The 24392-nt window shown below is 70.0% G+C and carries 22 protein-coding genes; 14 read left to right on the forward strand and 8 right to left on the reverse strand.

Annotated features, from left to right (window positions below):
* Positions 1 to 97: 97 nt before the first annotated feature.
* From VZQ01_RS20890 to VZQ01_RS20900, 3 genes are all read left to right on the forward strand, one after another.
* Positions 98 to 244 (forward strand): hypothetical protein, encoded by a 147-nt coding sequence (locus tag VZQ01_RS20890; protein ID WP_426748793.1) that lies wholly within the window; start codon positions 98 to 100, stop codon positions 242 to 244.
* Positions 245 to 517: 273 nt separating this feature from the next.
* Positions 518 to 1282, forward strand: coding sequence for an SGNH/GDSL hydrolase family protein (locus tag VZQ01_RS20895; protein ID WP_223785872.1), 765 nt, complete (start codon positions 518 to 520; stop codon positions 1280 to 1282).
* Between the two features lie 227 nt (positions 1283 to 1509).
* Positions 1510 to 2034: a hypothetical protein gene (locus tag VZQ01_RS20900; RefSeq protein ID WP_426748794.1), complete on the forward strand. Its 525-nt coding sequence runs from the start codon at positions 1510 to 1512 to the stop codon at positions 2032 to 2034.
* Positions 2035 to 2088: 54 nt separating this feature from the next.
* On the opposite strand, the gene VZQ01_RS20905 is transcribed toward VZQ01_RS20900, so the two are convergent.
* Genes VZQ01_RS20905 through VZQ01_RS20915 form a run of 3 tightly spaced genes read right to left on the reverse strand, consistent with a single transcriptional unit; the run spans position 2089 to position 3977 of the window.
* Positions 2089 to 2910 (reverse strand): sulfite exporter TauE/SafE family protein, encoded by an 822-nt coding sequence (locus VZQ01_RS20905; protein WP_223750851.1) that lies wholly within the window; start codon positions 2908 to 2910, stop codon positions 2089 to 2091.
* Positions 2911 to 2932: 22 nt separating this feature from the next.
* Entirely contained in the window at positions 2933 to 3250 is a 318-nt protein-coding gene (locus VZQ01_RS20910) for a rhodanese-like domain-containing protein (RefSeq protein ID WP_141329155.1), read from the reverse strand.
* 25 nt (positions 3251 to 3275) lie between these two features.
* Positions 3276 to 3977, reverse strand: coding sequence for an MBL fold metallo-hydrolase (locus VZQ01_RS20915; protein WP_426748795.1), 702 nt, complete (start codon positions 3975 to 3977; stop codon positions 3276 to 3278).
* A gap of 95 nt (positions 3978 to 4072) precedes the next feature.
* Here VZQ01_RS20915 and VZQ01_RS20920 point away from each other — a divergent pair, with 95 nt between their 5' ends.
* Positions 4073 to 4498: a YeeE/YedE family protein gene (locus VZQ01_RS20920; protein ID WP_267698801.1), complete on the forward strand. Its 426-nt coding sequence runs from the start codon at positions 4073 to 4075 to the stop codon at positions 4496 to 4498.
* A 12-nt stretch (positions 4499 to 4510) separates the two neighbouring features.
* Positions 4511 to 4981, forward strand: a complete 471-nt coding sequence (locus VZQ01_RS20925) for a DUF6691 family protein (protein ID WP_426748796.1) — start codon at positions 4511 to 4513, stop codon at positions 4979 to 4981.
* Between the two features lie 69 nt (positions 4982 to 5050).
* On the opposite strand, the gene VZQ01_RS20930 is transcribed toward VZQ01_RS20925, so the two are convergent.
* Positions 5051 to 6565, reverse strand: a complete 1515-nt coding sequence (locus tag VZQ01_RS20930) for an ABC transporter substrate-binding protein (RefSeq protein ID WP_426748797.1) — start codon at positions 6563 to 6565, stop codon at positions 5051 to 5053.
* A gap of 714 nt (positions 6566 to 7279) precedes the next feature.
* On the opposite strand from VZQ01_RS20930, the gene VZQ01_RS20935 reads away from it, so the two are divergent.
* The 7 genes from VZQ01_RS20935 (at position 7280) to VZQ01_RS20965 (ending at position 13480) form a co-directional block, all read left to right on the forward strand.
* Positions 7280 to 7801 (forward strand): RNA polymerase sigma factor, encoded by a 522-nt coding sequence (locus VZQ01_RS20935; protein ID WP_426748798.1) that lies wholly within the window; start codon positions 7280 to 7282, stop codon positions 7799 to 7801.
* On the forward strand, positions 7788 to 8549 hold the full coding sequence (locus tag VZQ01_RS20940; protein ID WP_426748799.1) for an anti-sigma factor family protein: 762 nt from the start codon (positions 7788 to 7790) through the stop codon (positions 8547 to 8549). Before VZQ01_RS20935 ends, VZQ01_RS20940 begins: the two co-directional genes overlap by 14 nt.
* 134 nt (positions 8550 to 8683) lie before the next feature.
* Positions 8684 to 9040 (forward strand): rhodanese-like domain-containing protein, encoded by a 357-nt coding sequence (locus tag VZQ01_RS20945; RefSeq protein ID WP_223750857.1) that lies wholly within the window; start codon positions 8684 to 8686, stop codon positions 9038 to 9040.
* 328 nt (positions 9041 to 9368) lie between these two features.
* Positions 9369 to 10952: a bifunctional metallophosphatase/5'-nucleotidase gene (locus VZQ01_RS20950; protein WP_223750858.1), complete on the forward strand. Its 1584-nt coding sequence runs from the start codon at positions 9369 to 9371 to the stop codon at positions 10950 to 10952.
* A gap of 41 nt (positions 10953 to 10993) precedes the next feature.
* A complete protein-coding gene (locus VZQ01_RS20955; RefSeq protein ID WP_223750859.1) occupies positions 10994 to 12034 on the forward strand; it encodes a YeiH family protein in 1041 nt (346 codons plus the stop codon).
* 23 nt (positions 12035 to 12057) lie between these two features.
* The gene (locus tag VZQ01_RS20960) at positions 12058 to 12513 is read left to right on the forward strand and encodes a DsrE family protein (RefSeq protein WP_248545347.1); all 456 of its coding nucleotides are present in this window, start codon (positions 12058 to 12060) and stop codon (positions 12511 to 12513) included.
* 169 nt (positions 12514 to 12682) lie between these two features.
* Positions 12683 to 13480: a sigma-70 family RNA polymerase sigma factor gene (locus tag VZQ01_RS20965; RefSeq protein WP_223750860.1), complete on the forward strand. Its 798-nt coding sequence runs from the start codon at positions 12683 to 12685 to the stop codon at positions 13478 to 13480.
* Between the two features lie 22 nt (positions 13481 to 13502).
* Here VZQ01_RS20965 and VZQ01_RS20970 read toward each other — a convergent pair whose 3' ends face one another.
* Together VZQ01_RS20970 and VZQ01_RS20975 are read right to left on the reverse strand one after the other, a co-directional pair.
* Complete coding sequence (locus tag VZQ01_RS20970) at positions 13503 to 15152, reverse strand: phospholipase D-like domain-containing protein (RefSeq protein WP_141329133.1); 1650 nt, start codon at positions 15150 to 15152, stop codon at positions 13503 to 13505.
* Positions 15153 to 15277: 125 nt separating this feature from the next.
* Positions 15278 to 16240, reverse strand: coding sequence for an alpha/beta hydrolase (locus VZQ01_RS20975; RefSeq protein ID WP_408888659.1), 963 nt, complete (start codon positions 16238 to 16240; stop codon positions 15278 to 15280).
* An 809-nt stretch (positions 16241 to 17049) separates the two neighbouring features.
* Between VZQ01_RS20975 and VZQ01_RS20980 the strand changes: the two genes are divergently transcribed.
* Both VZQ01_RS20980 and VZQ01_RS20985 read left to right on the forward strand, forming a co-directional pair.
* Entirely contained in the window at positions 17050 to 21795 is a 4746-nt protein-coding gene (locus tag VZQ01_RS20980; protein ID WP_426748800.1) for a YdeI/OmpD-associated family protein, read from the forward strand.
* Positions 21796 to 21798: 3 nt separating this feature from the next.
* Positions 21799 to 22137, forward strand: a complete 339-nt coding sequence (locus VZQ01_RS20985) for a hypothetical protein (RefSeq protein WP_223785880.1) — start codon at positions 21799 to 21801, stop codon at positions 22135 to 22137.
* Positions 22138 to 22318: 181 nt separating this feature from the next.
* Here the strand turns inward: VZQ01_RS20985 and VZQ01_RS20990 are convergent, their stop codons facing one another.
* Both VZQ01_RS20990 and VZQ01_RS20995 read right to left on the reverse strand, forming a co-directional pair.
* Positions 22319 to 22972, reverse strand: coding sequence for an SDR family oxidoreductase (locus VZQ01_RS20990; protein WP_223785881.1), 654 nt, complete (start codon positions 22970 to 22972; stop codon positions 22319 to 22321).
* A 92-nt stretch (positions 22973 to 23064) separates the two neighbouring features.
* Positions 23065 to 24279 (reverse strand): phospholipase D-like domain-containing protein, encoded by a 1215-nt coding sequence (locus VZQ01_RS20995; protein WP_426748801.1) that lies wholly within the window; start codon positions 24277 to 24279, stop codon positions 23065 to 23067.
* Positions 24280 to 24392 lie beyond the last annotated feature (113 nt).

Raw genomic sequence — 24392 nt, forward strand, 5'->3', positions numbered from 1 at the left:
TCTGATGGGACTCCGCCGCTCGCCGTGACGCCGGAAGGCGTTGAGCGCTTCGATAGACCGGACACCGGACCCTCGACGGACAAGGCCGCCGCTCGCCGTGATGCTGGAAGGCGTTGAGCACCCAATCTCGCCCGCGTCCTTCGCGGCGGTGATGATGCCGTTGCTCGCCGTGATGCCGGAAGGCGTTGAGCACCCGTCGCCGGAGCCGAAGCCGTCGCCGGAGCCGAACCGTTGCTTGCCGTGATGCCGGAAGGCGGTGGTCCCCGGAGCCGTGGCTCCACTCTCGGCCCTGTCACACAGATGCATGTTTCACGCTGCGAACAGGTCCAACCCAATGGTTCTGGAAATTTTTCGCAGGGCCGTCCTTGCGGCTTATTGGCAATTTTCAGCTTTGACTTCCGAATCAATCCTGTGTGCGAATCGGACGTCATCCGGAAAGTCCGGAGGACGGAGCAATCACGGACGTATCCCCAAACGGCACGTCGGCGGGCGAGCCCTGCTGGCGGGAAGGCACCCTATGAAGGCGTTCCAAGTCTCTGGTCGCGCGCGTCTGCCCCGGTGGGCACAAGCCCTCGTCATCACGACGCCCATGCTGCTCGTCGGCTGCGGCCTCGGTCAGCTCATGAGCGCCCCGTGGATCACCAACGCGAACAACAACAACGTCGTGTTCCTGGGCGACTCCATCTTCGCGCTCTCGGGGGAGATTCAGACCGCCCTCCACGCCAAGGCGGGTGGGACGTTCCGCAACTACACGACCTCCGGCGCGGAGATCGAAGGTGGCGTCATCACCCCCTCCGTCCGCGGCCAGTTCGACCTCGCCGAGTCCGACAATCCGAACAGCCACATCGTGGTGATGGATGGCGGCGGCAACGACATCCTCATCCCCACCATCGCGCTCGCCGACCCGTACAACTGCAAGACGCAGTGGTATGAGTTCGGCCGCCTGTCGCAGAGCTGCAAGGACTACATCGACGACATCTACGTCGAGGTCGCGGACCTGCTGAACGACATGTCCACCAGCGGCGTCACCGACGTCGTCTACCTCGGCTACTACCGCACCAAGTTCGGGCTCCTCAACGCCAGCGACCTCGACCAGGCCGTCGACTACGGAGACCAGATTCTCGGCACGGCGTGCGCGAACGCCGTCGTCGACTGCGACTTCGTCGACCCCCGCGCGGCCATCACCAACGCCGACATCAAGGCCGACGGCGTCCACCCGACGACCTCGGGCTCGAACAAGATCGCCAACCTCATCTGGTCCAAGCTGGAGCCGCGGCTCTGATGCTCGGTCGGCGCGGGAACATCATCGTCCTTCTCGCGGCCGGCACCCTCCTGTCGGCTGGCGCGTTCTCCCTCGTCCGAGGTGGGGACGCGCCGGTCGCACAGGAAGATGTGTCGCGGCCCGTGCCTGCTCCGGTGTCGTCCCCTGGGGAAGCGCCTCGGCGGACCGTCAGGCAGGACTCCGGACCGACACCGAAGGACCCGACCGCCGAGGTATCCGCGCGCTGGATGCAGGAGGCGCAGGCCCTCAGCCAGGAGGAGGAGGCGAAGCGACGCGAGCTCCTCGACGTGGACCCGAGGCTCTCGCTCGAGGCTCAGCAGGCAGTGTTCCTCGACCGGCTGTCCACCATCGCTGGCGTGGACCCGCGAAAGACGGAGGCGCAGCTGGTGCGCTCTCAAGCGACGGAGCTGTTCCTCCGGCTCGAGCCGGTGCAGGCCCACCTCGTCGGGATGCCGGTCGAGGAACGACGGGCCGCCCTCGCGGACATCCGGCGACGCATGGGCTACTCCGAAGAGCAGGTTGCACGCAAAGCCGCGGAGGATGTGTACAAGGATGCCCGCTGGGAGAAAGGGCTCGCGTACATGAAGGCGCGAGAGGCGCTGCTCTCGCGGCTCGGGCAGACCGAGTCCCTGGACGCCGAACTGGGCTCCTTGCGCGAGCAGTACTTCGGCCACGAGGCACCGACGCTCGCGCGCGAGGAGGCCGCGGGGTTCTTCCGCTTCCAGCGGCGCCGCGTCTACGGGAGGAACTGAGCGGCTTGCATCGCACCACGCCGCCCACCATGACGCCGCTCGCGGACCGCGCCGCTAGTGCCCGCCCGAGGCGCCCGTCACCGCCGCGCCGACGGACGTGGGCGTCACCTCGCCCACGCTCATCAGGGCCTCGCGGTTCTTCACGAGGATGAACACGCCCATCACCACGAGCAGGCCGGAGAAGGCTGTCTTCAGCGTGGCCTGGGACACGAAGTGGGAGGCCCAGGTGCCGGTCAGGATGCCGGCCACGGCGATGGCCGTGAAGACACCCAGCGCGCCCCAGGGCACCTCGACATGGCCGAGGTAGCCCGCGAAGCCCACCAGCGAGTTGAGCGCGATGACGAGCAGGCTGGTCCCCACCGCCTGCTTCATCGGCAGCCCCACCAACAGCACCAGCGCCGGGACGATGAGGAACCCTCCCCCCACGCCCACCAGCCCCGTGAGCCCGCCCACCCCCAGGGCCGCCAGCACCATGACGGGCACGGGCGCCTTGTGGGGCGAGGGCGCGCTCGCGGCGTCGCGTCGGCCGTTGCGGAACATGAAGAACGCGGACACCAGCATCACCGCCGCGAACAGCAGCAACTGCGTCGCCCCGGACAGGAGCGCCGACAGCCTCGCCCCGCCATAGGTCCCCGCCATGGCCACCAGCGCGAACAGGAGCGCCGCCCGGAACCGGACGTTCCCCTTGCGCCAGTGGCTCGCCGCGCCCACCAGGCTCGTGACGCCCACCACCGCCAGGCCCATGGCGATGGACTCCTTGGCGCCGAAGCCCAGGACGTACACGAGGATGGGGACGGTGAGGATGGAGCCGCCGCCGCCAAGCAGGCCGAGCGACAGCCCCATCAACGCCGCCAATGAGAAGCCGAGCAGTTCCATGGTGTCCTTCCGTGACGCGCGCTCAGCCCGGGAGCGGCTCACGCACGGCGAGCATCCCGCCCGCCAGGTTGTAGAGGTGCTGGAAGCCGGCCCGGGCCAGCAGCCCCGCCGCCCGGGCGGAGCGCCCGCCCGAGCGGCAGATGAGCAGCAACGGCGCCTCGCGGGGCCACGTCACCGCCACGCGCTCGAGCGTGTCCAACGGGACGAGCTCGGCGCCGGGCAGATGCCCCAGCGGCCCCGTGAACTCGTCCGGCTCGCGCACGTCGATGCGCCGCGTGCCCGGGGCGAGCGTGTCGAGCTGCGCGGGTGTGATGTCTCGATAGGGAATCGGTGTCGTCATGTCATGGCTCCCGCCCGTGAGGGCGTCAGGCCCCCTGGGGCGCGGGCTCCGTGTGTCCACAGGCCCGGTTGGCGGGGACCGCGATGTCTATCTTTCGCGGCTTGGGCAGGTTCAGGTTCTCCATGATGTGGATGAACTCCGCCTCGCTCTTGCCCGCCACGCGGGGGTTGTGCCGCTTCTCCTCGGCGATGCTCGACACCGTGCGCCCCTGGTAGTCATGGCCGGGATACACGAGCGTCGAGTCGGGCAGGGTGAAGAGGACGCGCGTGAGGCTGTCGTACAGCTGCCGCGCGTTCCCGTTCTGGAAGTCCGTGCGGCCGTTGCCCCGGATGAGCAGCGCATCCCCCGTGAACACGCGGTCCCCGAGCAGGTAGCTGAGGCTGTCGTCCGTGTGCCCCGGCGTGGCGAGCACCCGGAAGACGAGCTCGCCCACGCGCACCTCGTCCCCGTGACGAACATGCAGGTTGGCGCAGCTGGCGCCCCCCACGCCGCCCACCACCGTGGCCTGCGTGCGCTCGCGCAGCACGCCCGACGCGGTGACGTGGTCGGCGTGGACGTGTGTGTCGAAGACGTGGGTGAGCGTCAGGTCCAGCTCCGCCACCAGCTTCAGGTCGCGCTCGACCTGCTCGAGCACCGGGTCGATGAGGACGGCGTGGCGCGTGGCCTCGTCGCCGAGGAGATAGGTGTACGTCGAGGATTCCGCATCGAAGAGTTGTCGGAAAATCATGTCGTTGCCTCCTGAGGGTGAGAGCCCGACGCGTTCCAAAAGGATTCTTCACGCCCGCGCGAATCCTTTCCGGCACGCACGGGCTCTCACGTGACATGGCTTCTTCCTTCCTGCTTCCTCTCCTCGGCGGTGCGCTCATCGGGTTGAGCGCATCCCTGCTCCTGTGGGCCAACGGCCGGGTCGCCGGTATCAGCGGCGTGGTGGGCTCGCTGCTGGCCCCCGTGCGCGGTGACGTCGCCTGGCGCGTGCTGTTCTTCCTGGGGCTGCTGTCGGGCGGGCTGCTGCTCGTCTGGCTGCGTCCCGAGACCTTCCCCGCGTCCGCCTCCCTGGGCGCCCACGGCACGCTGGTGCTGGTGGGCGCCGGGTTGCTCGTGGGCCTCGGCTCGCGGCTGGGCAACGGCTGCACCAGCGGTCACGGCGTCTGCGGTCTCAGCCGAGGCTCGCAGCGCTCCTTCTGGGCCACGCTCACCTTCATGACCACCGGCGCCCTCACCGTCTTCGTGGTCCGTCACGTCCTCTAACGGAAACTCCCGATGCGTCTTCTCATCAGTGCCTTCCTCAGCGGTCTCATCTTCGCCCTCGGACTGGGGCTCGCCGGCATGACGGACCCGGCCAACGTCCAGGGCTTCCTCGACGTCGCGGGCGACTGGGATTACCGGCTCGCCTTCGTCATGGGCGGCGCCATCGCGGTGCACGCGGCGCTGCGTCCCCTCATCCTCCGGCGCGGGCGGCCGCTGTTCGCCCCGCGCTTCCCCGACCTCCTCCGGGGCAGGCCGGACGCGAAGCTCCTGGCGGGCTCGGCCCTCTTCGGCGTGGGCTGGGGGCTCGGCGGTTACTGCCCTGGTCCCGCGCTCACCTCGGTGGCGAGCGGCGCGCCCCAGGTGCTCGTCTTCGTGGCCGCGATGTTCGGCGGCTTCCTCCTCGCGCGCCTGCCATGGGCGCGCGGGAGCGCGGGGGCGCGGAGCCCCGGCTCAACGACGGCGGAGCCGCTCTCCTCGCCTTGAGTCGGGAGCTCGACACGAACCACGGGGAGGGAGGGAATCCAAATCCCTCCCTCCCCACGACTTCACGGCCTACGGGCTGAACGTCCCCGTGAGCACGCTGGCGCGGGCGCGGGGCAGGGCGCGCTTGAACGGGCTCGTCGCCAGGTCGGAGCCGGGCTGGTACCAGCTCTGGATTTCAGCGAAGTACGTCTGGCCCGACTGGAGCACGCCCGGCGGCAGGTACACGCTCTGCAGGTCGGTGTGCAGCGACGTCACGCGAGTCGCGGTGGTGGCGCCGTTGCTCGTGCCCAGCCGGTAGATGTTCACCACATAGTTCGTGGCCGTGCCAATCAGCGGCTTCGACCAGCGCAGCGAGGCGTCCGTGCCCACGCCCGTGAGGGTCTGGAACGCGCCACGGGTGTTGACGAGCGGCGCCTGCACCGGCCCGATGAGGGGCTGCACCGGCGCTGCGGAGAACGCGCTCGCCTCCTGGTCCACGCGGATGTCCACGCTCATGGTGAAGGGCGTCGCCGTCCCCAGCGCGTACGTCTTCGTGAAGCCCGCGGCCGCCAACGCCACCTTCTGCCACGTCGCCGGCAACGGGTTGTTGTAGGTCATGCTCCCCGTGACGATATCGGTCTTCAGCGCGTCAGGATTGAGCTTCACCAGGAGCGGCGGCCCGCTGATGGACGCGAGCGCCTGGCCCACCGCGGCCGGCCGCGCGGACATCCAGATTTCGTTGTACGTGCTCACCGCGCTCGGGTTCACCTGGGTGCGCAGGGCGTCGAACGCCGAGCGCCTCCAGTCCACCGAGAACGTGCCCGTCGCGGCGGGCTGGGTGAAGGTCCCACTGACGGAGGTCGACTGGCCATCCGCATGGGTCAGGTTCGCTTCGAGCACCTTGTGCATCGAGCGGTAGGGCACGCCCATGGGGCTCGACTGCAGCCGCATCTGCGCCAGCGAGAACACATCCCCGAAGGCGAGGTGGTTGAGCAACACGGGGTTGGTCATGTTGGCGTAGTCGAAGCTCAGCGCGGAGAACGACGTCGCGCCCGCCTGGGGGAACCCCGTCTCGTTGCCGTAGAGGTAGCCGAACGCCCCCGGGTTCAACGAGTACATGTCCAGGTAGTCCCCCGACTGCCAGGGAGACAGGCCGGACGCGGACACCGTCACGGGGGTCGGCTGCCAGGGGAAGAGGCCATTGCGCCCCCACTCCGTGGAGCCCAGGTCGAACGTGCGGCCCGTGCTCACCAGGAAGCGCGAGCCCACCCTCAGGTAGATGCGGCCGGAAGGGACGTTGGGCACGGAGATGCTGCCGTCCGCAGCGCCCGAGCCCGGGTACGCCGTGAACGCTCCCGTCGTTGAATCCCGCGTGTAGGCCACCACCGTCGTGGCGGACTGGTTGTAGGAATTCGTCACATTGCCTGACGACGTGACGAACGTCACCGGGCTCGTCCCCGTGACCTGCGTGTTCAGTCCCTGGATGACCTGGGAGGCGGAGTCCTCCGCCACGGAGGTCTCCAGCGCCTCGCCTTCCTCGAGGCCCGCGCAGCCGGCCCCCGTCAGTCCGACCAGGAGACCCAGGGAAAACAATGAGCTTTTCATGTGGATGAATGATGTCCCGTTGAGACGGCGTCCGGAATGGCGCCGCTGGAGATGATTCATATCGCGCGGGTCTGACATTGATTGGCGTGTCTGGGTATTTGTATGGGAATGAAACTTCGGCATCGAACCGCGATGCACGCGGTGATACCGGAGTCGCTTCGCCCCCGCGCTTTGTCAGAGGGGGCTGGTAGGGTCCTTTTCGTCGCGGCATGGGCCCCATGCTCGTCGCGTCGGGGGGACACCGTTCCTGCTCGCGAGGGGCCGGTCTCGTCACGGCCGCACGTGGTGTGCTGCCGCTCGCATCGAGGTGTGCCGTTGCCAGGTCCTGGAGCCAGGCCTGGTCGTGCATGGCCGTCGCGGTGTCGCAGCCTCACCCCGCGGCGTCGTCGAGACCAGGCCCTTGCAATTGCAGGCTTTGAGTGGGACCGCGACGCGCCTGTCGGTGCCTCGCACCCTTGCGGCGCGGTCGCCTTGTCTCCACAGGTGCTGTTGGCGGGGAGCGCGATGTCTGTCTTTCGGAGCCTGGGCGGGTGGAGGTTCTCCAGGATGTGGAGGAACTCCTCCTCGCGCACGCCTGCTTCCTTCCTGGCCGGGTCCCTCGCCGGCATGCGGTGCTCGCACTCCAGGGCGTGAGCCCCTGATACGCCGGGCGTGAAAGCGATGCCTCGTTCCATCGTGGGAACTTCCCACCCGGGTCGCCGTGTCTTCCCTGCCGTGAGCGCCCGCGCCTTCATCGAACGAGCCCTGGAGCACCTGCCCGCCCTGCGGCGCGTGGGCCGACGGCTGACGGGCAGCGCGGTGGAGGCCGACGACCTGGTGCAGGAGACGCTGGCGCGCGCCCTGGAGCAGCGAGGCGCACTGAAGGAACCCGCGAGCCTCAAGGCCTGGCTGCTCGCCGTACAACGCACCGTGTTCCTCAACTCCCGGCGTGGACTGGGGCCCCGCCTGGAGGTGCTGGAGGGTGGGCGAGGTCAGCCGCTCCCGCCCGAGCCCTCCGCCGACCTCGAGGTGGAACTGCACGCGCACGCCTTGAGCGAGGGGATGCGCGCGGCGCTCGACGCTCTGGCGCCCGAGTGGCGCGACGCGCTGTGGCTCCGCGAGGTCGAGGAGCTGAGCTACGACGAGATTGCCCAGGTCCAGGGGTGCCCGGTGGGCACCGTGCGCTCACGGTTGGCACGGGCGCGACTGGCGGTGTTCGACTTCCTCGAGAAGGAGAAGTCCCATGGAAGCCTGTAGCCCCAGCTGGCAGGAGCGGCTCTCCGCGTGGTTCGACGGCGAGGCCTCGGCATCCGAGCGACGCGAGGTGGAGCAGCACCTGCCCCGGTGCGCGGGCTGTGCTCGGGAGGCGTCCCGTTACGCTTCGCTGCGGCGGACCCTGCAGGCGGAGCGCGCCATGGAGGCCCCGGTTCCATTGGCGCTGGCGGGACGAGTCACCGGACTGGCGCCGCGCCCGAGGTGGGCCTCTCCCTCGCGAAGGCTGGCGGCGGGCGTGGCCGTGGCGCTCGCGTCGGTGGGGCTCTTGTGGACGTCCTGGCCCGGCGGGATGAACGAGGCGCTGGCGATGGACCTGGAGCGGCATCACCTCAAGGCCTTCTCGCGCGTGACGCCCTGTGAGTTCGAGTCCTCGGACCCCGCGGCGGTGAAGGCGTGGGTGGAGCGGGAGGTGGGCTACCCCGTGGACGTGCCGGTGGTGCCCGGGGCGACGCTCCTGGGCGCGCGGCGCTGCAGACTGCACGGCAAGCTCTCCGCTTCGCTGCTGTACCGACATGAGGGAGGCAAGGCGATGACGCTCTTCCTGCCCCTGCCGGGCTCGCAGGCGGCGAAGGAGGCGGCGCGCTTCGCGGGCGATGGCCCCCGCTGCACCCGAGGGCCCGTGGGCGAGCGCATCTGCGTGGCGCCCGGTGGGGACGCGCGGGCCTCGCTCGCCGTCTCCGAGCTCGAGCCCGACGTGCTCCTGGCCGCGCTGGCCCGCCTGGCCCCCTGACCCGGGCCCTTCGCGCCCCCCGGGAATCAGGACGCATGCCAGGGCGCTGAATCCTTTTGCCGCCGTCCTGGCTCTGACCGGGCTGAACCCACACTCCCGGGGGCACTCCGCCTCCGGTGTCGGATGGAGCCGTCATGAAGGTCGCCCTCGCCGTCACCGCCGCCCTGCTCGTGGGGCTGGTCCTCACCGCCTGCTCACACCTGCGCGCGGGAGACCCCGCCGTGGCGGATGAGGCGCGCCGCCGGGTGGAGGCGGGGGCCACGCTGGTGGATGTCCGCTCGCCCGAGGAGTTCGCGGACGGTCACCTGCCGGGCGCGGTGAACATCCCGGTGGGGGAGCTGGCGCGGAGGCTCGGCGAGCTGGGGCCGCCGACCACCCCCGTGGTCGTCTACTGCCGCAGTGGCGCACGCAGCGGCCGCGCCGAGCGTCTGCTGAAGGAGCAGGGGTTCCAGGACGTCTTCAACCTGGGCCCCATGTCCGCGTGGCGGTGAGGCGCGTGGGGCGAAGGGGTCACGGCACTTCGGCCCGGGGCCTGGCGCGGCGTGAAGCTGCGAGGTGCTCCGCATGGCGCCCCGTCCGCGCACGAGCCTGGGCGCTCCTCCGAGGTGGAGGTTCGAGGAGGAGCGCTCCTGGTCGGGAGCGTCGCGACGCTTGCGGTGTGTCCGCCCGGTCGGCGCGCGCCGTTGAGGCGGTCCCGTTCCCCGGGCGCCTGGACGCCTCGTGGCGGAAGCCCGAGGGACGCACATTGGGCCCGGGAACTCCGCGACGCATGAGGCGTGTCCTCCCCGGCGTCACCCGCCATCCCTCACCAGGTGCTCGATGAAGTTCCGCCCCCTGCTCGCACTGCTCGCGCTGGTCTCCGGTTGCGCGGCGTCGCCGAAGTCCGCCGCGCCGCCCTCGAAGCGTCAACAGCTCACCGTCCTCTACGTGGCCGACCTGCACGCGCAGCTGCGCGCGCACCCGGAGCTGTTCTGGCGCGACGGCGAGGAGCGCATCGAGCTGGCGGGCGGCTTCGCGCGCCTGTCCGCCGCCATCCAGCGCATCCGCGCCGAGCGGGGTGGCGACGTGCTGGTGCTCGACGGCGGTGACACGATTCAAGGCTCGGGCGCGGCGGCGCTCACCGAGGGCCGCGCGCTCATCGCGCCGCTCAACGCCCTGGGCCTGGACGGCGCGGTGCCGGGGAACTGGGAGGTGGTGTACGGCCCCCAGGTGCTTCGCCAGCGCGCCCGTGAGCTGAAGCATCCGCTCTTCGCCGCGAACGTGCGCGACGCGGCGAGCGGCGAGCGGCTCTTCCCTCCCTCCCTGGTGAAGGACGTGGGGGGCGTGAAGGTCGCCGTGGTGGGCTTCACGGACCCGGACGTCCCGCGTCGACAGCCGCCGGGGTACAGCCAGGGGCTGCGCTACGACGGCCCGGAGGCGCTGCCCACGCTGGTGCGCGAGGCGCGCGAGCGCGACGGCGCGCAGGTGGTGCTGTTGTTGTCCCACGTGGGGCTCGCCAAGGCCGTGGGGCTCGCGGCCCGGGTGCCCGGCGTGGATGTCCACCTGTCCAGCGACACGCACGAGCGCACCTATGCCCCCATCGAGCAGGCGGGCACGTGGGTGGTGGAGCCCGGCGCGTTCGGCTCCTTCCTCGGCCGGCTGGACCTGTGGCTCGAGGAGGGGAAGGTGGTGGACCGCCGCTGGGAGCTCATCGAGCTGACCGCGTCGCGCTTCCCCGAGGACCCCGAGATGGCGCGGCAGGTGGAGGCCGCGCTCGCCACGCACGACGAGGCGCTCCTGGCGCAGGTGGGCCACACCGACGTGACGCTCGCGCGCTACGCGGTGGTGGAGAACCCGCTGGACAACATGCTGGCGGACGCCATCCGCGCCGCGGGCGGGACCGAGATTGGCCTGTCCAACGGCTTCCGCTTCGGCACGCCGCTGTTGCCCGGGCCCGTGCGCGAGGCGGACCTGTGGAACCTCTTCCCCGTCACCAACAAGTTGAAGACAGGCAAGGTGAGCGGCCGCCAGCTGCGCGCCTTCTGGGAGCAGGAGCTGGAGAACGTCTTCGCGAAAAACCCGGAGCACCGCTTCGGTGGATGGCTGCCGCGCCCCTCGGGGATGACGGTGCGCTTCCGCGCCGACGCACCCAAGGGCCAGCGTGTCCTCGCGCTCGAGGTCGCGGGGGAGCCGGTGGTGGACTCGCGCCTGTACACCGTGACGGCCTGCGAGCGCGACGGCGACGCGCCGGACATGCTGTGTCGAATCCCCGGCGCGCTGGAGCCCCACGTGCTCGACCTGGACGCGCACGAGGCGGTGCGCCGCTTCCTCGCCGGCGCGCCTCGACTGAGCGACGCGCTGGAGGGCCGCGCGGTGGGCGAGGACCTTCCGGCCGTGCTCCGCACCCAGCAGGTCTCGCGGTGAGCCCCGCGCTGGACCCACGACGTCACGAACCCGGGCATGAGATGACCGCACCTGTCGCCGCTCCCTCCTCGACCGTCGTCACCGAACCCCAGGCGATGTGGCGCCGACGCCTGCCGGGCCTGGGGCTCGCCGCCGCGCTGGCGGGCGTCAGCTACGCGCTGGCGCTCCTGCCCGGCCTGAAGGTGGTGGGGCCGCTCACGGTGGCCCTGCTGCTGGGCATCTCGCTGCGCACGTCGCTGGGGCTTTCGCCCGTGTGGAGGGAGGGCACGCGCTACGCGGCGCGCACGGTGCTGCGGCTGGGCATCGTGCTGATGGGGGCGCGGCTCGACTTCGGGCTGGTGGCGAAGGTGGGCCCGCGCGTGCTGATGCTGTCGGTGGCCGTCATCGTCGTCGGCATCCTCGGCATCCGGTGGGTGACGCGCCGCTTCGGCGTCCCGGAGAAGCTGGGGACGCTGCTGGCGGTGGGGACGTCCATCTGCGGCGCCAGCGCGGTGGTGGCCGCCAGCTCCGTCACGCGCGCGGAGGAGGAGGACACCACGCTGGCGGTGGGTCTGTGCGGCGTCCTGGGCACCGTGGGCGTCCTCTTCTACGTCTTCGTGGGGCCGCTCCTGGGGCTGAGTGACGCGCAGCTCGCCATCCTCTCCGGGGCCACGCTGCACGAGGTGGCGCAGGTGATGGCCGCGGCCTTCACGTTTGGCGCCGACGCCGGGGACCTGGGCACGCTGGTCAAGCTCACCCGCGTGGTGCTGCTGGCGCCGGCGCTCGTGGTGCTGGGGCTCGTCTCCGGGGTCGGCGGGAAGGTGCGCTACTCGCTGAAGGAGCCGCCCATCCCCTGGTTCGTCATCGGCTTCCTCGCGGTGGGCGTGCTGGGCACGGTGGGGGTGGTGCCCGCCTGGGCCCGGGCGTGGCTGTCCACCGCCAGCGTCTTCCTCATGGTCCTGGCCATGGCGGCCATGGGCCTGGGCACCCACCTGAGCATGGTCCGCCGCGCGGGCCTGCGCGTCGTCTACGCGGGGCTGGTCGGCTTCGCCGCGCTGGCCCTGTTCGCCTGGGGCCTCATCCACCTGCTGTCCATCCAGTAGTCCTCCCGCCGGAGTCCGTCCCGATGAATCGCCTCGTGTTGCTGCTCGTCACCTCGCTCGTCACCGTCCCCCTGGCCGCCTCCGGCTCGACGCCCTCCGAGGCGCGGCGGACGCCCGCGCCCCAGGGCAAGCTCGTCTTCGTGGCCACCACGGGCCTGGAGGACCTCGGCACGCTCTCCAGCGCCTTGCGCCACGCCAGGAGCGCGAAGGAGTCGGGGCACCTCTCGGACGTGGTGTGGCTCACCTACGGCCGCGCGGTGGTGGCGCTGGACCCGACGGTGAAGGCGGTGCCGGAGGAGGTCCGGCAGGCGGCCCAGGCCGCGAAGGCAGCGGGCGTGCGACTGGTGGCGTGCGGCACCGCGCTCCAGAAGTTCGGCATCGACCCGAAGAAGCTCCAGCCCCAGGCGGAGGTGGTGGACAATGGGGTGGCGGAGCTGGCGCGCCTGGTCGCCGAGGGGTATCAGCTCATCCGTTACTAGCGAGGCCGGGGCGAGCTGGCGCGCCCGGGGGGCCGCCCGAGCTCGCGGGCGGGCGCTCGGGCCCGTGGCCTCGGTTGCCGGGCGCTGCTCGCCGAGGCTGGCAGGGGAGGGCCCTCCAGGAAGGCGCGCAGGGGCTCCGACGTTCTTTCGAGGAGGAGGTGGGAGGCGGATGTCGACGCGAACCGACGAACAGTTGATGGAGGCCGCGCGCTCGGGAGATGGCGAGGCCCTGGACGAGGTCCTCACCCGTCACGAGAAGCAGGTGTATCGCTTCGGGCTGCGCATGTGCGGCTCGGAGGAGGACGCCAAGGAGGTCCTCCAGGAGACGCTGCTGTCGGCCTTCCGTGGCCTCCACGCGTTTCGCGGCGACGCGGCGCTGTCCACGTGGCTGTTCCAGGTGGCGCGCACGCACTGCCACCGCCTGCGCCGTCGTCGTGTGGGCGCGCCCGAGGACTTCCAGCCGCTCGACGCGCCCGAGGCCTCCAGGGTGGCCGCGGACGGGGCGACTCCGGACCAGGTGTCCCAGGTCCGGCAGCTGGGGGAGGTGTTGCAGGCGGCCATCCTCGCGCTGCCGGAGGCGCAGCGCGAGGTGCTCATCCTCCGGGACGTGGAGGGGCTGACGGCCGAGGAGGCCGCCGACGTGGTGGGCATCGAGGTGCGCGCCCTCAAGAGCCGGCTGCATCGCGCGCGGATGCAGCTGCGCGAGCACCTGGCCACCCTCCTGGGCCAGGAGGGCCCGGGGCAGCAAGCGGGGTGTCCGGAGCTGGCGCGGGAGCTGACGGAGGAGCTGGACCAGGCCGCCTGCATCCGCCTGGAGGACCACCTGTCACGCTGTCCTCGCTGCAACGAGGCCTGCGACGCGCTCAAGCGCACCGTCTCGTTGTGTCGGCGCATCCCCGGAGACGCCGTCCCCGCCCCGGTGCGCGCCGCGGTACGGCAGGCGCTGGCCCGCGCGGTGCCGGCGTGAGCCGCCGGGCCGCGCCCACCGCTCAAATCATGTTCCCCGCCGCCCACGAGCCCCACGCGGTGAGGCTGGTGTAGCTGACCTGCAGGTCCGCCAGCGTGAGCGGGACGATGTTCACCTTGCCGTCCGTCTTGCCCACGTTCTGCTCCGCCGCCGCGCGCCACTGGCTGACGTTCTTGGGCATGCCCCAGTGCTCGAAGATTTCCTCCCGCATCGCCTTCACGAACGCTCCGTCCTGGATGACGGCGCTCACCTCGGCGTCGAACTGCATGCTGCGGTAGGTCCAGTTGCTGCTCCCGATGAAGGCCAGCTTGTCGTCGACGATGGCCACCTTCGAGTGCACATACGGCGACTTCCCCTTCGCGCCGTTGAGCAGCGGTGAGTACATGCTGAACGACTCCGACTCGATGGCCGTGATGTTCTCCAGGTACTCCCACGTCCCCAGCCAGGCCGTCTTCAGCTTCCAGTGGACGCCCCGGTTCATGAACTGCGACGCCGGACGGAACGGCAGGTTGGGGTGCTTCCACGACTGCATCAGCGAGTCGTCCCCCGAATGCAGCCGCTTCTCCAAATCCGTGATGTACGTGTCGTTCTCCAGGCAGCCCAGTTTCTGGACCTGGGGTGACGGCGGCAGCAGCAGCGAGCGGCCGCTGAGAATCCACCCCTCGTAGCGCAGGCTGCAGTCCTTGAGGTCGCTGGCCTTCACCTTGCCGGCGCTCTTCGAGGTGAAGCTGGTCATCCCCGCCATCGCGATGGCGCGGAAGGCGAAGTTCATCACGTACGCGTACCCGCTGTAGTCCCCGAGCACCGTCTCCTTCGGGTGTGGGACCATCAGGATGATGCGCACCCCGCGCGCCGCGGCGGCGACCAGCGCGTCGATGATGCCCGGGTCCGTCAGGGCCTGGTTCTCCATGTAGACGAACTCCTTCGCCTTCTGGATGTGGCCCACCAGCTCCTTGCGGATGTCCCGCTCGGCCTTCTTGCCCTGGATGTCCGTCGTCACGAACGTCACGGCCTTGTCGCCGCCGCTCCTGTCCGGAGTGAGGGGCGCGGCGGGTGGCGTCTTGCCCGCCCACAGCTCCGACCAGTAGTGCCCCACGACGCGGTGGATGTCTCCCTTCAGGTGCACGGCCGCGTCGTGCCAGTGATTGGCCGCGTCATGCGTCGTGGCGGACTTGTAGTCCTCGCCCAGGTTCATCCCGCCCAGGAGCAGGTCCTCGCTGCCGGAGGTCTTGAACAGGGCAATCTTGATGTGGAGGCTGGTGAAGGGGTGCAGCGTGGTGCCCGCGTACGAGTGGTATTTGAACTCCAGGCTCCCGTCGGGGAACTTCCACTCCGTGAGCAGGTGCTTCCACTTGTCCAGCCACGCGGTCCAGTCCTCGCGCCAGAAGTGGTGATGCGGCACGAAGCACTCGGACTTCCAGCCGTTCCACAGGATGACCTGGACCTTCACCCCCGCCTTCGCGGCCGAGGAGAGCGCCTGCGCGAGCGTGCGCTGCGGCGCTCCGTCCACCGCGGGCAGCGTGAGTGACGGGTCCGCCTTCCAGTACGCCAGGCGGATGGTGGCGCCCTTGCCGTCCAGCTCCGCGCGGCGGATGTGCCGGTGCAGCTCGAGGAAGAACTTGTCACCGTCGAGGATGAAGTTCGCGGTGTCGCAGCTGGTGTCGACGCGCATCGTGGGGGCGTGCCGGTGCAACCCGGGGGCCACGCGCGGGGGCCGGGGGCGCGTCGTGAGTCGACACGCCTCCGGGGGCTCTCGCGTTCAAGCCCGACGCAGGTGCGTTCCCGCGTGACGCCGGGCTACTTCCCCTCGAGCTCCGCCGCCCAGATGTCCTTCACGCCGCCGATGTGGTCGAAGGCGCAGTGGGTCGCACCGGCCACGACCTTCTCCTCCAGCGGGAAGGCGTAGCCGCGGAACGCGGTGAGGCTGGCCTGGATGTCGGTGAGGTACTCGTCCTTGTCACCGTAGGCGTAGACCAGTCGCGTGGAGCCGCGCAGCTCGGGGCGCGTGCTGTCCCAGTTCATCTTGCCGCCCCAGGGCGCCTCGCCGCCGCAGCCCAGCGCGTACACGCCCCGGTAGCGGTCGCCGTACCTGGGCAGGAAGCTCGCGGTGAGGAACACCGAGCCACCCGAGGAGCCGCCGAAGAGGATGGGCTCGTTGATGATGTTCCAGCCCTTGCGCAGGGCATCGAGCACCTCCACCAGCGTGGCCGCGTTGTCACCCGCGAGGTCGCGGTCGGCCTCCGTCCCCTCGACGGCGCAGTTGGTCACCGAGGGCTTGGTCCACCACGCGCACTTGTTCGGCGCCAGCACGGAGACATAGAGCGTGTCGTTGTCGTAGGCCCACGGCGCCTGGAGGCGCGGCGCGGTGTCCCCCGTGTGCGCCCGGGCCCCATCGCCGTGCAGGTAGACGGCCAGACGCATCGGCGCGGGGACGATGCCCACCCGAGGCTCGATGATCTTCAGCTCCGCGCCCGCCACCTGCGTGACGCAGTACGGATACGTCTGGCTGTTGCTCGTCACCGAACCGGTGCGCTCACAGGGCAGCTTCCCCGAACCGCCAGAGGTCCCCGGGCCCGCGTCCGGCTGGGGCGTGGGGCCGCCGTCACCCGAGCCCGCGTCCGTCCCCGCGTCGGTTCCGGAGTCCGAGCCATCGGGTGTTCCCGCGTCCGAGCCGGCATCCGGCGTGGGTGTGGGGTCGGGGTCGTCCGAGCAGGCGGTGAGGGACAGCGCGAGGAGGGCGGAGACGAGGAGACGGAGCATGGTGTGTCTCGGCAGGGGAATGAGAACGGTCCCAGGCTACCGCGTCCCCACCCACACGCCGCCGCCATCCGCCACCGGGTGACCCTGGCTGTGTTCACCGGTGGCCCTTGGGGCGTCCGTGCTCGTGTCGGGCCGGCTTGCGTGGACGCGGTGCTCGCATCGACGAGGCTCCTGGCGCGGCCCTCCACGCGACAATCCCTCTCATGCCGCGCGCTGGCAGATGCCTTGTGTCATTCGCCACGTGCAAGGGGGGCGCGACGGCGTCGAGGGCTCGGTGCCGTGGGCGTGACGACCCGCTTCGGGCTCGGCTCGACCGCCGCGCCTCCGCGTCGTGGGGCGACGGCGGACCTCCCCGCGAAGGGCCGGGTGACGGGTCATCGGCGTGGCCCCGTGGGCTGGGCTTCGATGGGACGCCGTGGCTGACCGCACCGTGAGAGGGCGTCGATGCGCTGAGCGGCCGTTCATTCGTTCAGGACTTCACGCTCGTTCGCTCGTTCTGGCCTTGTTGGCAATGGTCATGGAGGGGCCCCAACGGTTCCGATGAGGCTGTCTTTCGACGGTGTCTACATATGCGGGGCCTCAATCAATCCCTTGCGGGCTGGAGGCGCGCACTGCCGGTCGCCGTGGCATGTCGCTGTAAGTCCTTGATGGGAGGCTGTCAGACCGAGGGCCAGGCGTGTGGGACGTCTGGCGCTGAAGCCTGATAGTCATCGCCCGGCAATGATCGGAACGCCGCGCATCCGGGGAGTGAACGTTTTTTCCCTCCTTCCGATAATGAGGTGTCGATTCAGAAGGAAAAGGGGAGCGCCATGAGTCTGGCACCTACGGGTGGAGCAGGGTCTTCGAGCGCGGCCGCGGCGGCCGAGGCACAACGCAGGGCGGCAGAGGCGGCACGCAGAGCGGCGGAAGAAGCCCGTAGGGCAGCAGAAGCGGCACGCAAGGCGGCGGAGGCGGCACGCAAGGCGGCGGAGGCGGCACGCAAGGCGGCGGAGGCCGCGCGCAAGCAGCAGGCGGAGGCGAAGAAGACGGCGGAGGCGGCGAAGAAGGCAGCGGAGAAGCCGGGCCAGAAGCCGGAGGACGCGAAGAAGACGCAGGCGGACGCCGCCGCGGCCGAGAAGGCGAAGAAGGCGGCGGATGAGAAGGCGGCCGCGGCGGCGAAGAAGCTGCAGGCGGCGGAGGAGCAGGTGGCCTTGTCGGCGAAGAAGGCCGAGGAGGCGATGGGGAAGGCGAATACGGAGGCGGTGAAGGAGAAGAAGCCGCAGCCGTACAGCCAGAAGGACATCGAGAGCGTCAAGCCGAAGAAGAACGAGCTGGTGTCGGCGTTCGACGGGACGGCGAGGAAGGGGGAGCTGGAGAAGCTGCTGGGGACGACGGCGCCACCGCCGGAGAACTCGGTGAAGCCGGTGGAGGGGGAGAAGCCGCCGGAGTCGCTGGATGCGCTGGACGCGAAGGATTTGCAGGACGCGACGAAGCTGAAGGACGGGGAGAAGTACAAGGACCCGTCGTCAGGCGCGACGTACGACGTGAAGAAGAACGCGCTGACGGGCGACACGACGCTGTCGGACGCGAAGAGCGGGAACACCGTCACGGTGAAGAAGGACGGCAGCTACACGTCCACGGTGACGGCGAAGGAGAAGGGGAAGGAAGGGGCCACCGGCGAGACGACGTGGACGAAGACGTCGGACGCGCAGGGGAAGACGACGGGGCTGGAGTCGAAGAAGAGCCAGACGCAGCAACACCCGGAGACCGGTGCCACCACCACGTCGTCGATGACGAAGTACGACGTGTCGAAGTCGTCGCCGAAGATTCAGAGCCGCACGGAAGAAATTCGGATGGAGAAGCCGCCGGCGTCGCTGGCGAACCGTCCCGGGACGCCGAAGGGCCCCGCGACGCAGACGACGCAGACGGACTACAACGAGTGGGGCATCCCGACCAAGCAGGTGAAGAAGACGGAGATCAAGACTCCGGGCTTCAACGCCGACGCGGTGAACGGCTTTGAGGCGGCGCAGAACAAGGCGCTGAACGACGCGTCGAAGGGTGAGGACCACCACAAGACGAACAACTCGCCGACGTCGCTGAAGCCGGGGGAGTCGAGCCTCACGGTGACGGAGGAGACGAAGTACAACGCCAAGGGCGAGCCGGCGGTCTCCACGCAGAAGACCGAGTCGGTGGCCACGCAGCCGCTGTCCTCCGACAAGAACGGCAATGGCGTGCAGGTGGTGCGCAATCAGCAGGAGGTGACGCGCGGCCCGAAGGACGCGGTGCTGACGGACTCGCTGCCGGCCGTGTCGCAGAAGACGCCGGGCAACGTCACCAGCAAGACCACCGTGACGGGGTATGACCCGGACGGCTCGCGCTTCGACGAGGGCCACGCCAATCGCACACAGACCGTCTCGCAGTCCTCGGGCACGGTGGATGCGAACGGGCAGTTGCAGATGAAGCACCAGCCGACGGAGGTGAAGAGCCTCCAGGAGGCGGGTGACAACCGCTGGAAGTACGACCACGTCGGCTTCGATGTCGATGCCAACGGCCAGGTGAAGAAGGACCAGGAGCCGAAGGAGCTGGACAAGGAGCGTCAGCTCCCCTGGTACGAGGACGCGAAGGACTTCGTCACCGAGGGACTCGGGGACCTGGCCGGGATGGCCGGAGACTTCGCCAAGGATGCGCTGGGCTTCGCGAAGGACGTCGTCCTCAAGCCCATCGACATGGCCATCGACCAGATCACCGCCCCCATCGAGGGCGCGGTGGCGGACGAGATCAAGAAGCTCAACAGCCCGGGCGATACCATCACGCTGAGCGGCAACCTCGACGTGAAGGTCGGCCTCAAGGCCGGCATCGACGGCGAGGTCGAGGTCGAGAAGACCGCCGACGGGAAGTACCAGCTGTCCGCGGAGGTGACGGGGGATGTCGGCGTGGGCCTGGTGGGCTCGGCGTCGGTGTCCGCGGGTGGCCGCGTGGAGATGAAGTTCGACACGCCGGAGGAGGCGGCGAAGGCGGCGGTCATCCTGGGCAAGGGACCCGCGGCGCTCGCGTCGGGCGGTGAAGACCACAAGTTCATGCTCGACCACCTGTCGGCGATGGAGGTGAACATCGGCGCCGAGGCGGAGGCGGGCCTGGGCGGCAAGTTCGGTCCCGCGAGCGCGGAGCTGTCGGCGAGCATCGGCGCGACGACGAGCTACCGGGTGGAGTTCGACAAGGGCAAGCCGACGAACCTGGTGCGCTCGATTGAAATCGAGGGCTCCGGCGCGGCGAGCATCGCGGGCGGCCTGAAGGGCAAGGCGGGCATCAACATCGGCGGCGAAGTGACGGGCTCCGTGAGCATGGAGACGTCGATTCCGCTGGATGCGAGCAAGGTGGACGCCAAGGACATGCTGGCGTTCATCGCGAGCCCGGCGACGGCGGCGTTCGCGGGGCCGGCGGAGACGAGCCTCTCCATCGAGGGCTCGGTGGACGCGGGCCCCGAGGGCCGCTTCTTCACCGCCGAGGTCAGCGGCCTGAGCGGCGAGGAGGTGCAGACCATCACCAAGAACCTGGTCAACGGCAACTTCGACAACGCGTTCGAGGGTGTGAAGGTCGACGCGCAGTTCACCACGGGCTCGTTCAAGGACCGCGAGCTGGGGGTGGGCGCGAAGCTGGGTGTCGTGGACTTCGAGGTCAACGCGCGCCACCGCGACGTCACGGCCGAGGGCGGCAGCGGCAACGGCGGCACCACGGTGAGCCTGGGCGGTCGTCGGCGCAATGGCACCAACGGCTCCGATGGGTCGAACGGCTCCAACGGGAGCAACGGCAGTGACGGCACCAACGGCTCGAACAAGCCGGGCTCGACGACGGGCACGGACTCCAAGCCGGGGACCACGACGGGGACGGACTCGCGCCCGGGGACGACGACGGACACGCGTCCGGGCACGACCACGAACCCGGAGCAGGCGGGCCGTCCTCCGCAGAACCGCGTGGAGAACCGGCCCACCGAGTTCCGCGTGAATCCCGCGACGGGCCAGCTCATCCCGGTGCCGCGCACGAACGGCCCGGAGAACACGCGCCCCACGCAGCCCGAGGTGGGCACGGACAACACGGGCCGTCCGCCCGTGCCCGTGGTGCGCAACCCCGAGCTCAACGGGCGCACGACGCAGGTCCGCTACGACAACGGCAAGGTGCACATCGAGGCGGGCCCGGACGCGACGAAGGAGGACATCCAGGCGCACATGGAGACCGCGCGCGTCCTCCAGCGCTACGAGGGCACTCTCGGCAAGGTGCGCCAGCTCGTCGACAAGGTGAAGCAGGCCATCACCGGCATGCCGGGGTACGGCACGCAGGGCTTCGAGTCGCGGCTGGAGGTGCAGAAGCTCAACGGCATCCTCAAGAGCCTGGAGGCCACGCAGGCGCAGCTCAATCAGGCGGTCAACGGCGCGACGGGGAAGTCCACGCCCGCGACGGCCGCGCAGCTCAAGGACCTGGAGCAGCGCATCGCCAGCGCCGAGCGTCAGCTCACCGAGCACGCGGCGCAGGTGGATTCGTTGACCTCGGGCCGTGGCTACGTGGCCATGAAGGACGACACCTCCAAGCCCCCCGAGGAGCGGATTCGCGCGGCCCTGGAGAACACGCCCCCCCGGCTCTATCCGCCGGAGCTGCGTGAGCAGTTCACCCAGGACCCGAAGTTCCGCGAGTTCTTCACGTCGATGACTCCGGGTGAGCAGCAGGTCGCGCTCGAGCGCCTGTCCACGCGGCGCTACACGCCCGACCAGCTCACCACGGAGATGACGCGGATGCGTGAGCGACTCTCCCAGGCCGCGGGCCCCATGAGCCAGGACGCGAACCCCGCGGACCGCACCCCCGAGCAGCGCGCCGAGGTCCTCCGGGACTTCCGCGAGGTGAACGGCAAGGCGGGCATCTACCAGACGTATGTCTCGGACTCGAACCTGGCCGCCAACCAGGCGCAGGTCACCGCCATCCGCGACAACCTGAACGCCTTCAACCCCGACTCGATGATTGTCGTGGAGCGCGGCGGCGCCTTCCTCGGCGACGTGCTGACGCACGGTGACCCGGGGCTGGCGGACAAGACGACGACCATCCAGAAGGCCAAGGGGACCCAGCCCTACGACAAGATCCGCGCGGAGCTGGAGCAGAAGATCGCCAACGGCGAGACGCGCTTCGCCTTCGTCGATGCCTACATGGGGGGGGGCTTCGCCAAGGGCCTGCAGAAGGTCCTGGAGGATGTCAGCAAGGCGCACCCCGACAAGGACCTGCAGTTCCGGGTCGCCTGGATGCGGGAGGAGCTTGGGTTCGAGGAGCAGGTCCCGTCCATCGGGAGTGATGACGGCCGTCCGACGCTGAGGCTGCCGAGCTCCGGGCTGCCGGACTCGGGGAACATCAGCCACCTGGAATTCAACGTGCCGCTCGTTATCGGGGATGACGCCCCCGCGCTTCAGGACACCCGCGTGCCCGGGCAATCGATTAAGATCTTCGACAGCGAAGGGCGGCTGAAGGTCGTGAATCCACGGGAAGGTGAGAGCACACGCGAGTTGATCATCCGCGTGCTCAACGGAGAGGACAGCTAAGTCATGGCGCTGGCATGTCGCGAGTATGTGACGCCCTATCGCGCGGGCACGAGGAAGGACGACTACGAGCGGCTCGTGGCGCTCAAGCAGGCGCTCGACCCCCTGCTGCAACAGCGCAAGAGCCTGCGCTTCAAGGCGAAGGCGTTCCACAAGGTGGAGGAGCTGGAGGATGAGCTGCTCGACCCGAAGGCCATCCTGAAGGTGTCCGGAGGCGAGCTGCCGGTCATCTGGTTGAACCTGACCTACACGCCCGGAGACGTGACGGCCGAGGCGCTGCAGCCGCTGGAGAAGCAGTTCAACCTGCGGCTGCTGGGCGAGTTCGTGGACGAGAAAGCGGTGTGAGCTTCACCGGAGTGCCCGGCTCCACCCGAGGCACTCCGCTGGACTCATCGTTCCTCATCGAGGCCCGGGCGGACTTCCTCCGCTCGGGCCTTCGTTCGTCGAGGGGCATATCTCGGCGAAGCGACCGCGCAGAATGAAGGCACGTCGCCTCGAGCAGGGCGTGAAGTGGCGCGGCCGGGCCTCACCGCCCGGTCGCCGCCACCTCGCTCCAAAGGCTGTCACCCTCGAGCACCGCGCCCAGCGGTGCTCGCCGCTCCGCTACACGCAGCAGCACGGCGGCGAGCTGGTCCAGGTGAATCGGGCGCAGCCCGCGCAGCGGCTTCAGCTTCGCCAGCGTGCGCAGGATGGCGGGCGGGTGGTGGTACTCGCCCTCGAACGCGGGCGGACGCACCACCGTCCACGGGATTCCACTCTCGCGCACCAGCCGCTCCGCCTCGGCCTTCGCCTTCAGATACGCGCCCACCGGCCGGCCCGCGCCCACCGAGCTCAGCAACACGATGTGGTCCACGCCCACGCGCCGGGCCGCCTCCACCAGGTGCCGCGTCGTGCCGATGTCGCTCGTCTCGTACGTGTCCCCGGACCCGAAGCGCTTGCGCATCGTCCCGATGAGCTGGAGCACCGTCGTGCTCCCCTTCATCGCCTCCGCCAGCTCGTCCCCGCGCGCCAGCTCCACCAGCGCCTTGCGCGGCCAGCTCTTCGCCGGCTCCGTCTGGGCGCTCTTCGGACGCACGTGAGCGATCAACGGCACGTCCCGCTCCAGCGCCTGCTTCACCACGTTGCGCCCCGTGGCCCCCGTGGCGCCAGCGACGAACAGAAGACGGGAGGGCTCGGTCATGGCGCGCGGACTCCGACAGACAAGAGGGGAAGAGGCCCGCTCTTTCAGCACACCGGCCCCCTCCTGCCCAGCCCCACGGCGCTCCACCGTGCTCAGCGAGACACCTGCCCCGTGTCCCCCACCTCCCGCGCGCGCGACAGGTCCTCCAGGAAGAACGCCTCCATCTGCCTCGCCGCGTCCAGGTCCTCCAACACCAGCGAGCCCTCCTCCAGGACGTTGAACGACAGCGGGTCGTAGTTGATGGACCCCACCAACACCAACCGGTCATCCACCAACATCGTCTTCGCGTGCATCATCGACGGCTGGTACTCCCAGACGCGCACCCCCGCCTTCAACAGCGCGTCGTACGTCGCCCGCTGCGCCACCGTGACGAACTTCTGGTCGTTGATGTCCCCCGGCGCCAGCACCCGCACGTCCACGCCCGCGCGCGCCCGCTCCTGCAACAGCTCCGACAGCGGCCCGTTCGGCGTGAAGTACGACTGCGCAATCCACAGCCGCTTCGTCGCCGCGCGCACCAGCAACTGCGTCAGCCGCTCCGCCCGCGTCACCTCCGGGTTCGCCGTGCTCCCCACGAACGCCGCCCAGCCCTCACCCGCGCCATCCAGCCCCGGCACCGGCAAGGCCAGCGTGGGGAAGTCCTCCGGCGGCAACAGCTCCCCTGTCGTCTCCTGCCAGTTCTCCGCGAACGCCTGCTGCAGCTGCTCCACCACCGGGCCCGTCACGCGCGCGTTCGTGTCGCGGTACTCGCGCTCACTCAGGCCGTTGCCCAGCCACTCGTCCTGGATGGCCAGTCCCCCGGTGACGCCCACCCGCCCGTCGACCACCAGCACCTTGCGGTGGTTGCGCGCCAGGTTCTCGTCCGCGGGCAGCGGGCGGAACAGGTGCGCCCGACATCCCGCCGCCTCCAGCCTCGGCTTCACCTCCGCCTCGAACCCCGCGCTGCCGAACGGGTCCACCATCACCCGACACGCCACGCCCGCGCGGGCGCGCTCGGCCATCGCCTCCACCATCCGGTCCGAGGCCCGCCCCGGCCGCCAGATGAACATCACCAGGTTCATGGAGACCTTCGCCCGGCGAACCTCCTCCACCATGACGTCGAACACGTCCCCGTTGTTCGTCCACGTCAGGTGGTTGCCCGGCGCCATGCGCACGCCCACCGTCTGGTAGAGCGCCACCGCGAAGTCCGGCCCGCGCGAGCCCACCTCGCCCTTGAGCTGGAACACCCGCGGCCGCTCCTTCGTGCACGCGATGGGACACCCCGTCACGGACACCGCCGCCACCACCACCCACGCCATCCACCACCGCATGCCCCTCCCAGCTAGGCACTCGCGGCCCGCGCTTCACCCCGGGGGACGAGACAAATGTTCACCAGAGGATGTCTCCACCCACCCAGGACCCCGGCAACCTGTCGGATGCGGCG

The sequence above is a fragment of the Myxococcus faecalis genome (genome assembly GCF_050039385.1).
In the GTDB taxonomy this organism is placed as follows: domain Bacteria; phylum Myxococcota; class Myxococcia; order Myxococcales; family Myxococcaceae; genus Myxococcus; species Myxococcus fulvus.

Coding starts and splice junctions, on each gene's coding strand:
- VZQ01_RS20895 (WP_223785872.1), top strand. CDS start 518: ATGAAGGCGTTCCAAGTCTCTGGTCGCGCGCGTCTGCCCCGGTGGGCA.
- VZQ01_RS20900 (WP_426748794.1), top strand. CDS start 1,510: ATGCAGGAGGCGCAGGCCCTCAGCCAGGAGGAGGAGGCGAAGCGACGC.
- VZQ01_RS20905 (WP_223750851.1), bottom strand. CDS start 2,910: ATGGAACTGCTCGGCTTCTCATTGGCGGCGTTGATGGGGCTGTCGCTC.
- VZQ01_RS20910 (WP_141329155.1), bottom strand. CDS start 3,250: ATGACGACACCGATTCCCTATCGAGACATCACACCCGCGCAGCTCGAC.
- VZQ01_RS20915 (WP_426748795.1), bottom strand. CDS start 3,977: ATGATTTTCCGACAACTCTTCGATGCGGAATCCTCGACGTACACCTAT.
- VZQ01_RS20920 (WP_267698801.1), top strand. CDS start 4,073: ATGGCTTCTTCCTTCCTGCTTCCTCTCCTCGGCGGTGCGCTCATCGGG.
- VZQ01_RS20925 (WP_426748796.1), top strand. CDS start 4,511: ATGCGTCTTCTCATCAGTGCCTTCCTCAGCGGTCTCATCTTCGCCCTC.
- VZQ01_RS20930 (WP_426748797.1), bottom strand. CDS start 6,565: ATGAAAAGCTCATTGTTTTCCCTGGGTCTCCTGGTCGGACTGACGGGG.
- VZQ01_RS20940 (WP_426748799.1), top strand. CDS start 7,788: ATGGAAGCCTGTAGCCCCAGCTGGCAGGAGCGGCTCTCCGCGTGGTTC.
- VZQ01_RS20945 (WP_223750857.1), top strand. CDS start 8,684: ATGAAGGTCGCCCTCGCCGTCACCGCCGCCCTGCTCGTGGGGCTGGTC.
- VZQ01_RS20950 (WP_223750858.1), top strand. CDS start 9,369: ATGAAGTTCCGCCCCCTGCTCGCACTGCTCGCGCTGGTCTCCGGTTGC.
- VZQ01_RS20955 (WP_223750859.1), top strand. CDS start 10,994: ATGACCGCACCTGTCGCCGCTCCCTCCTCGACCGTCGTCACCGAACCC.
- VZQ01_RS20960 (WP_248545347.1), top strand. CDS start 12,058: ATGAATCGCCTCGTGTTGCTGCTCGTCACCTCGCTCGTCACCGTCCCC.
- VZQ01_RS20965 (WP_223750860.1), top strand. CDS start 12,683: ATGTCGACGCGAACCGACGAACAGTTGATGGAGGCCGCGCGCTCGGGA.
- VZQ01_RS20970 (WP_141329133.1), bottom strand. CDS start 15,152: ATGCGCGTCGACACCAGCTGCGACACCGCGAACTTCATCCTCGACGGT.
- VZQ01_RS20975 (WP_408888659.1), bottom strand. CDS start 16,240: ATGCTCCGTCTCCTCGTCTCCGCCCTCCTCGCGCTGTCCCTCACCGCC.
- VZQ01_RS20980 (WP_426748800.1), top strand. CDS start 17,050: ATGAGTCTGGCACCTACGGGTGGAGCAGGGTCTTCGAGCGCGGCCGCG.
- VZQ01_RS20985 (WP_223785880.1), top strand. CDS start 21,799: ATGGCGCTGGCATGTCGCGAGTATGTGACGCCCTATCGCGCGGGCACG.
- VZQ01_RS20990 (WP_223785881.1), bottom strand. CDS start 22,972: ATGACCGAGCCCTCCCGTCTTCTGTTCGTCGCTGGCGCCACGGGGGCC.
- VZQ01_RS20995 (WP_426748801.1), bottom strand. CDS start 24,279: ATGCGGTGGTGGATGGCGTGGGTGGTGGTGGCGGCGGTGTCCGTGACG.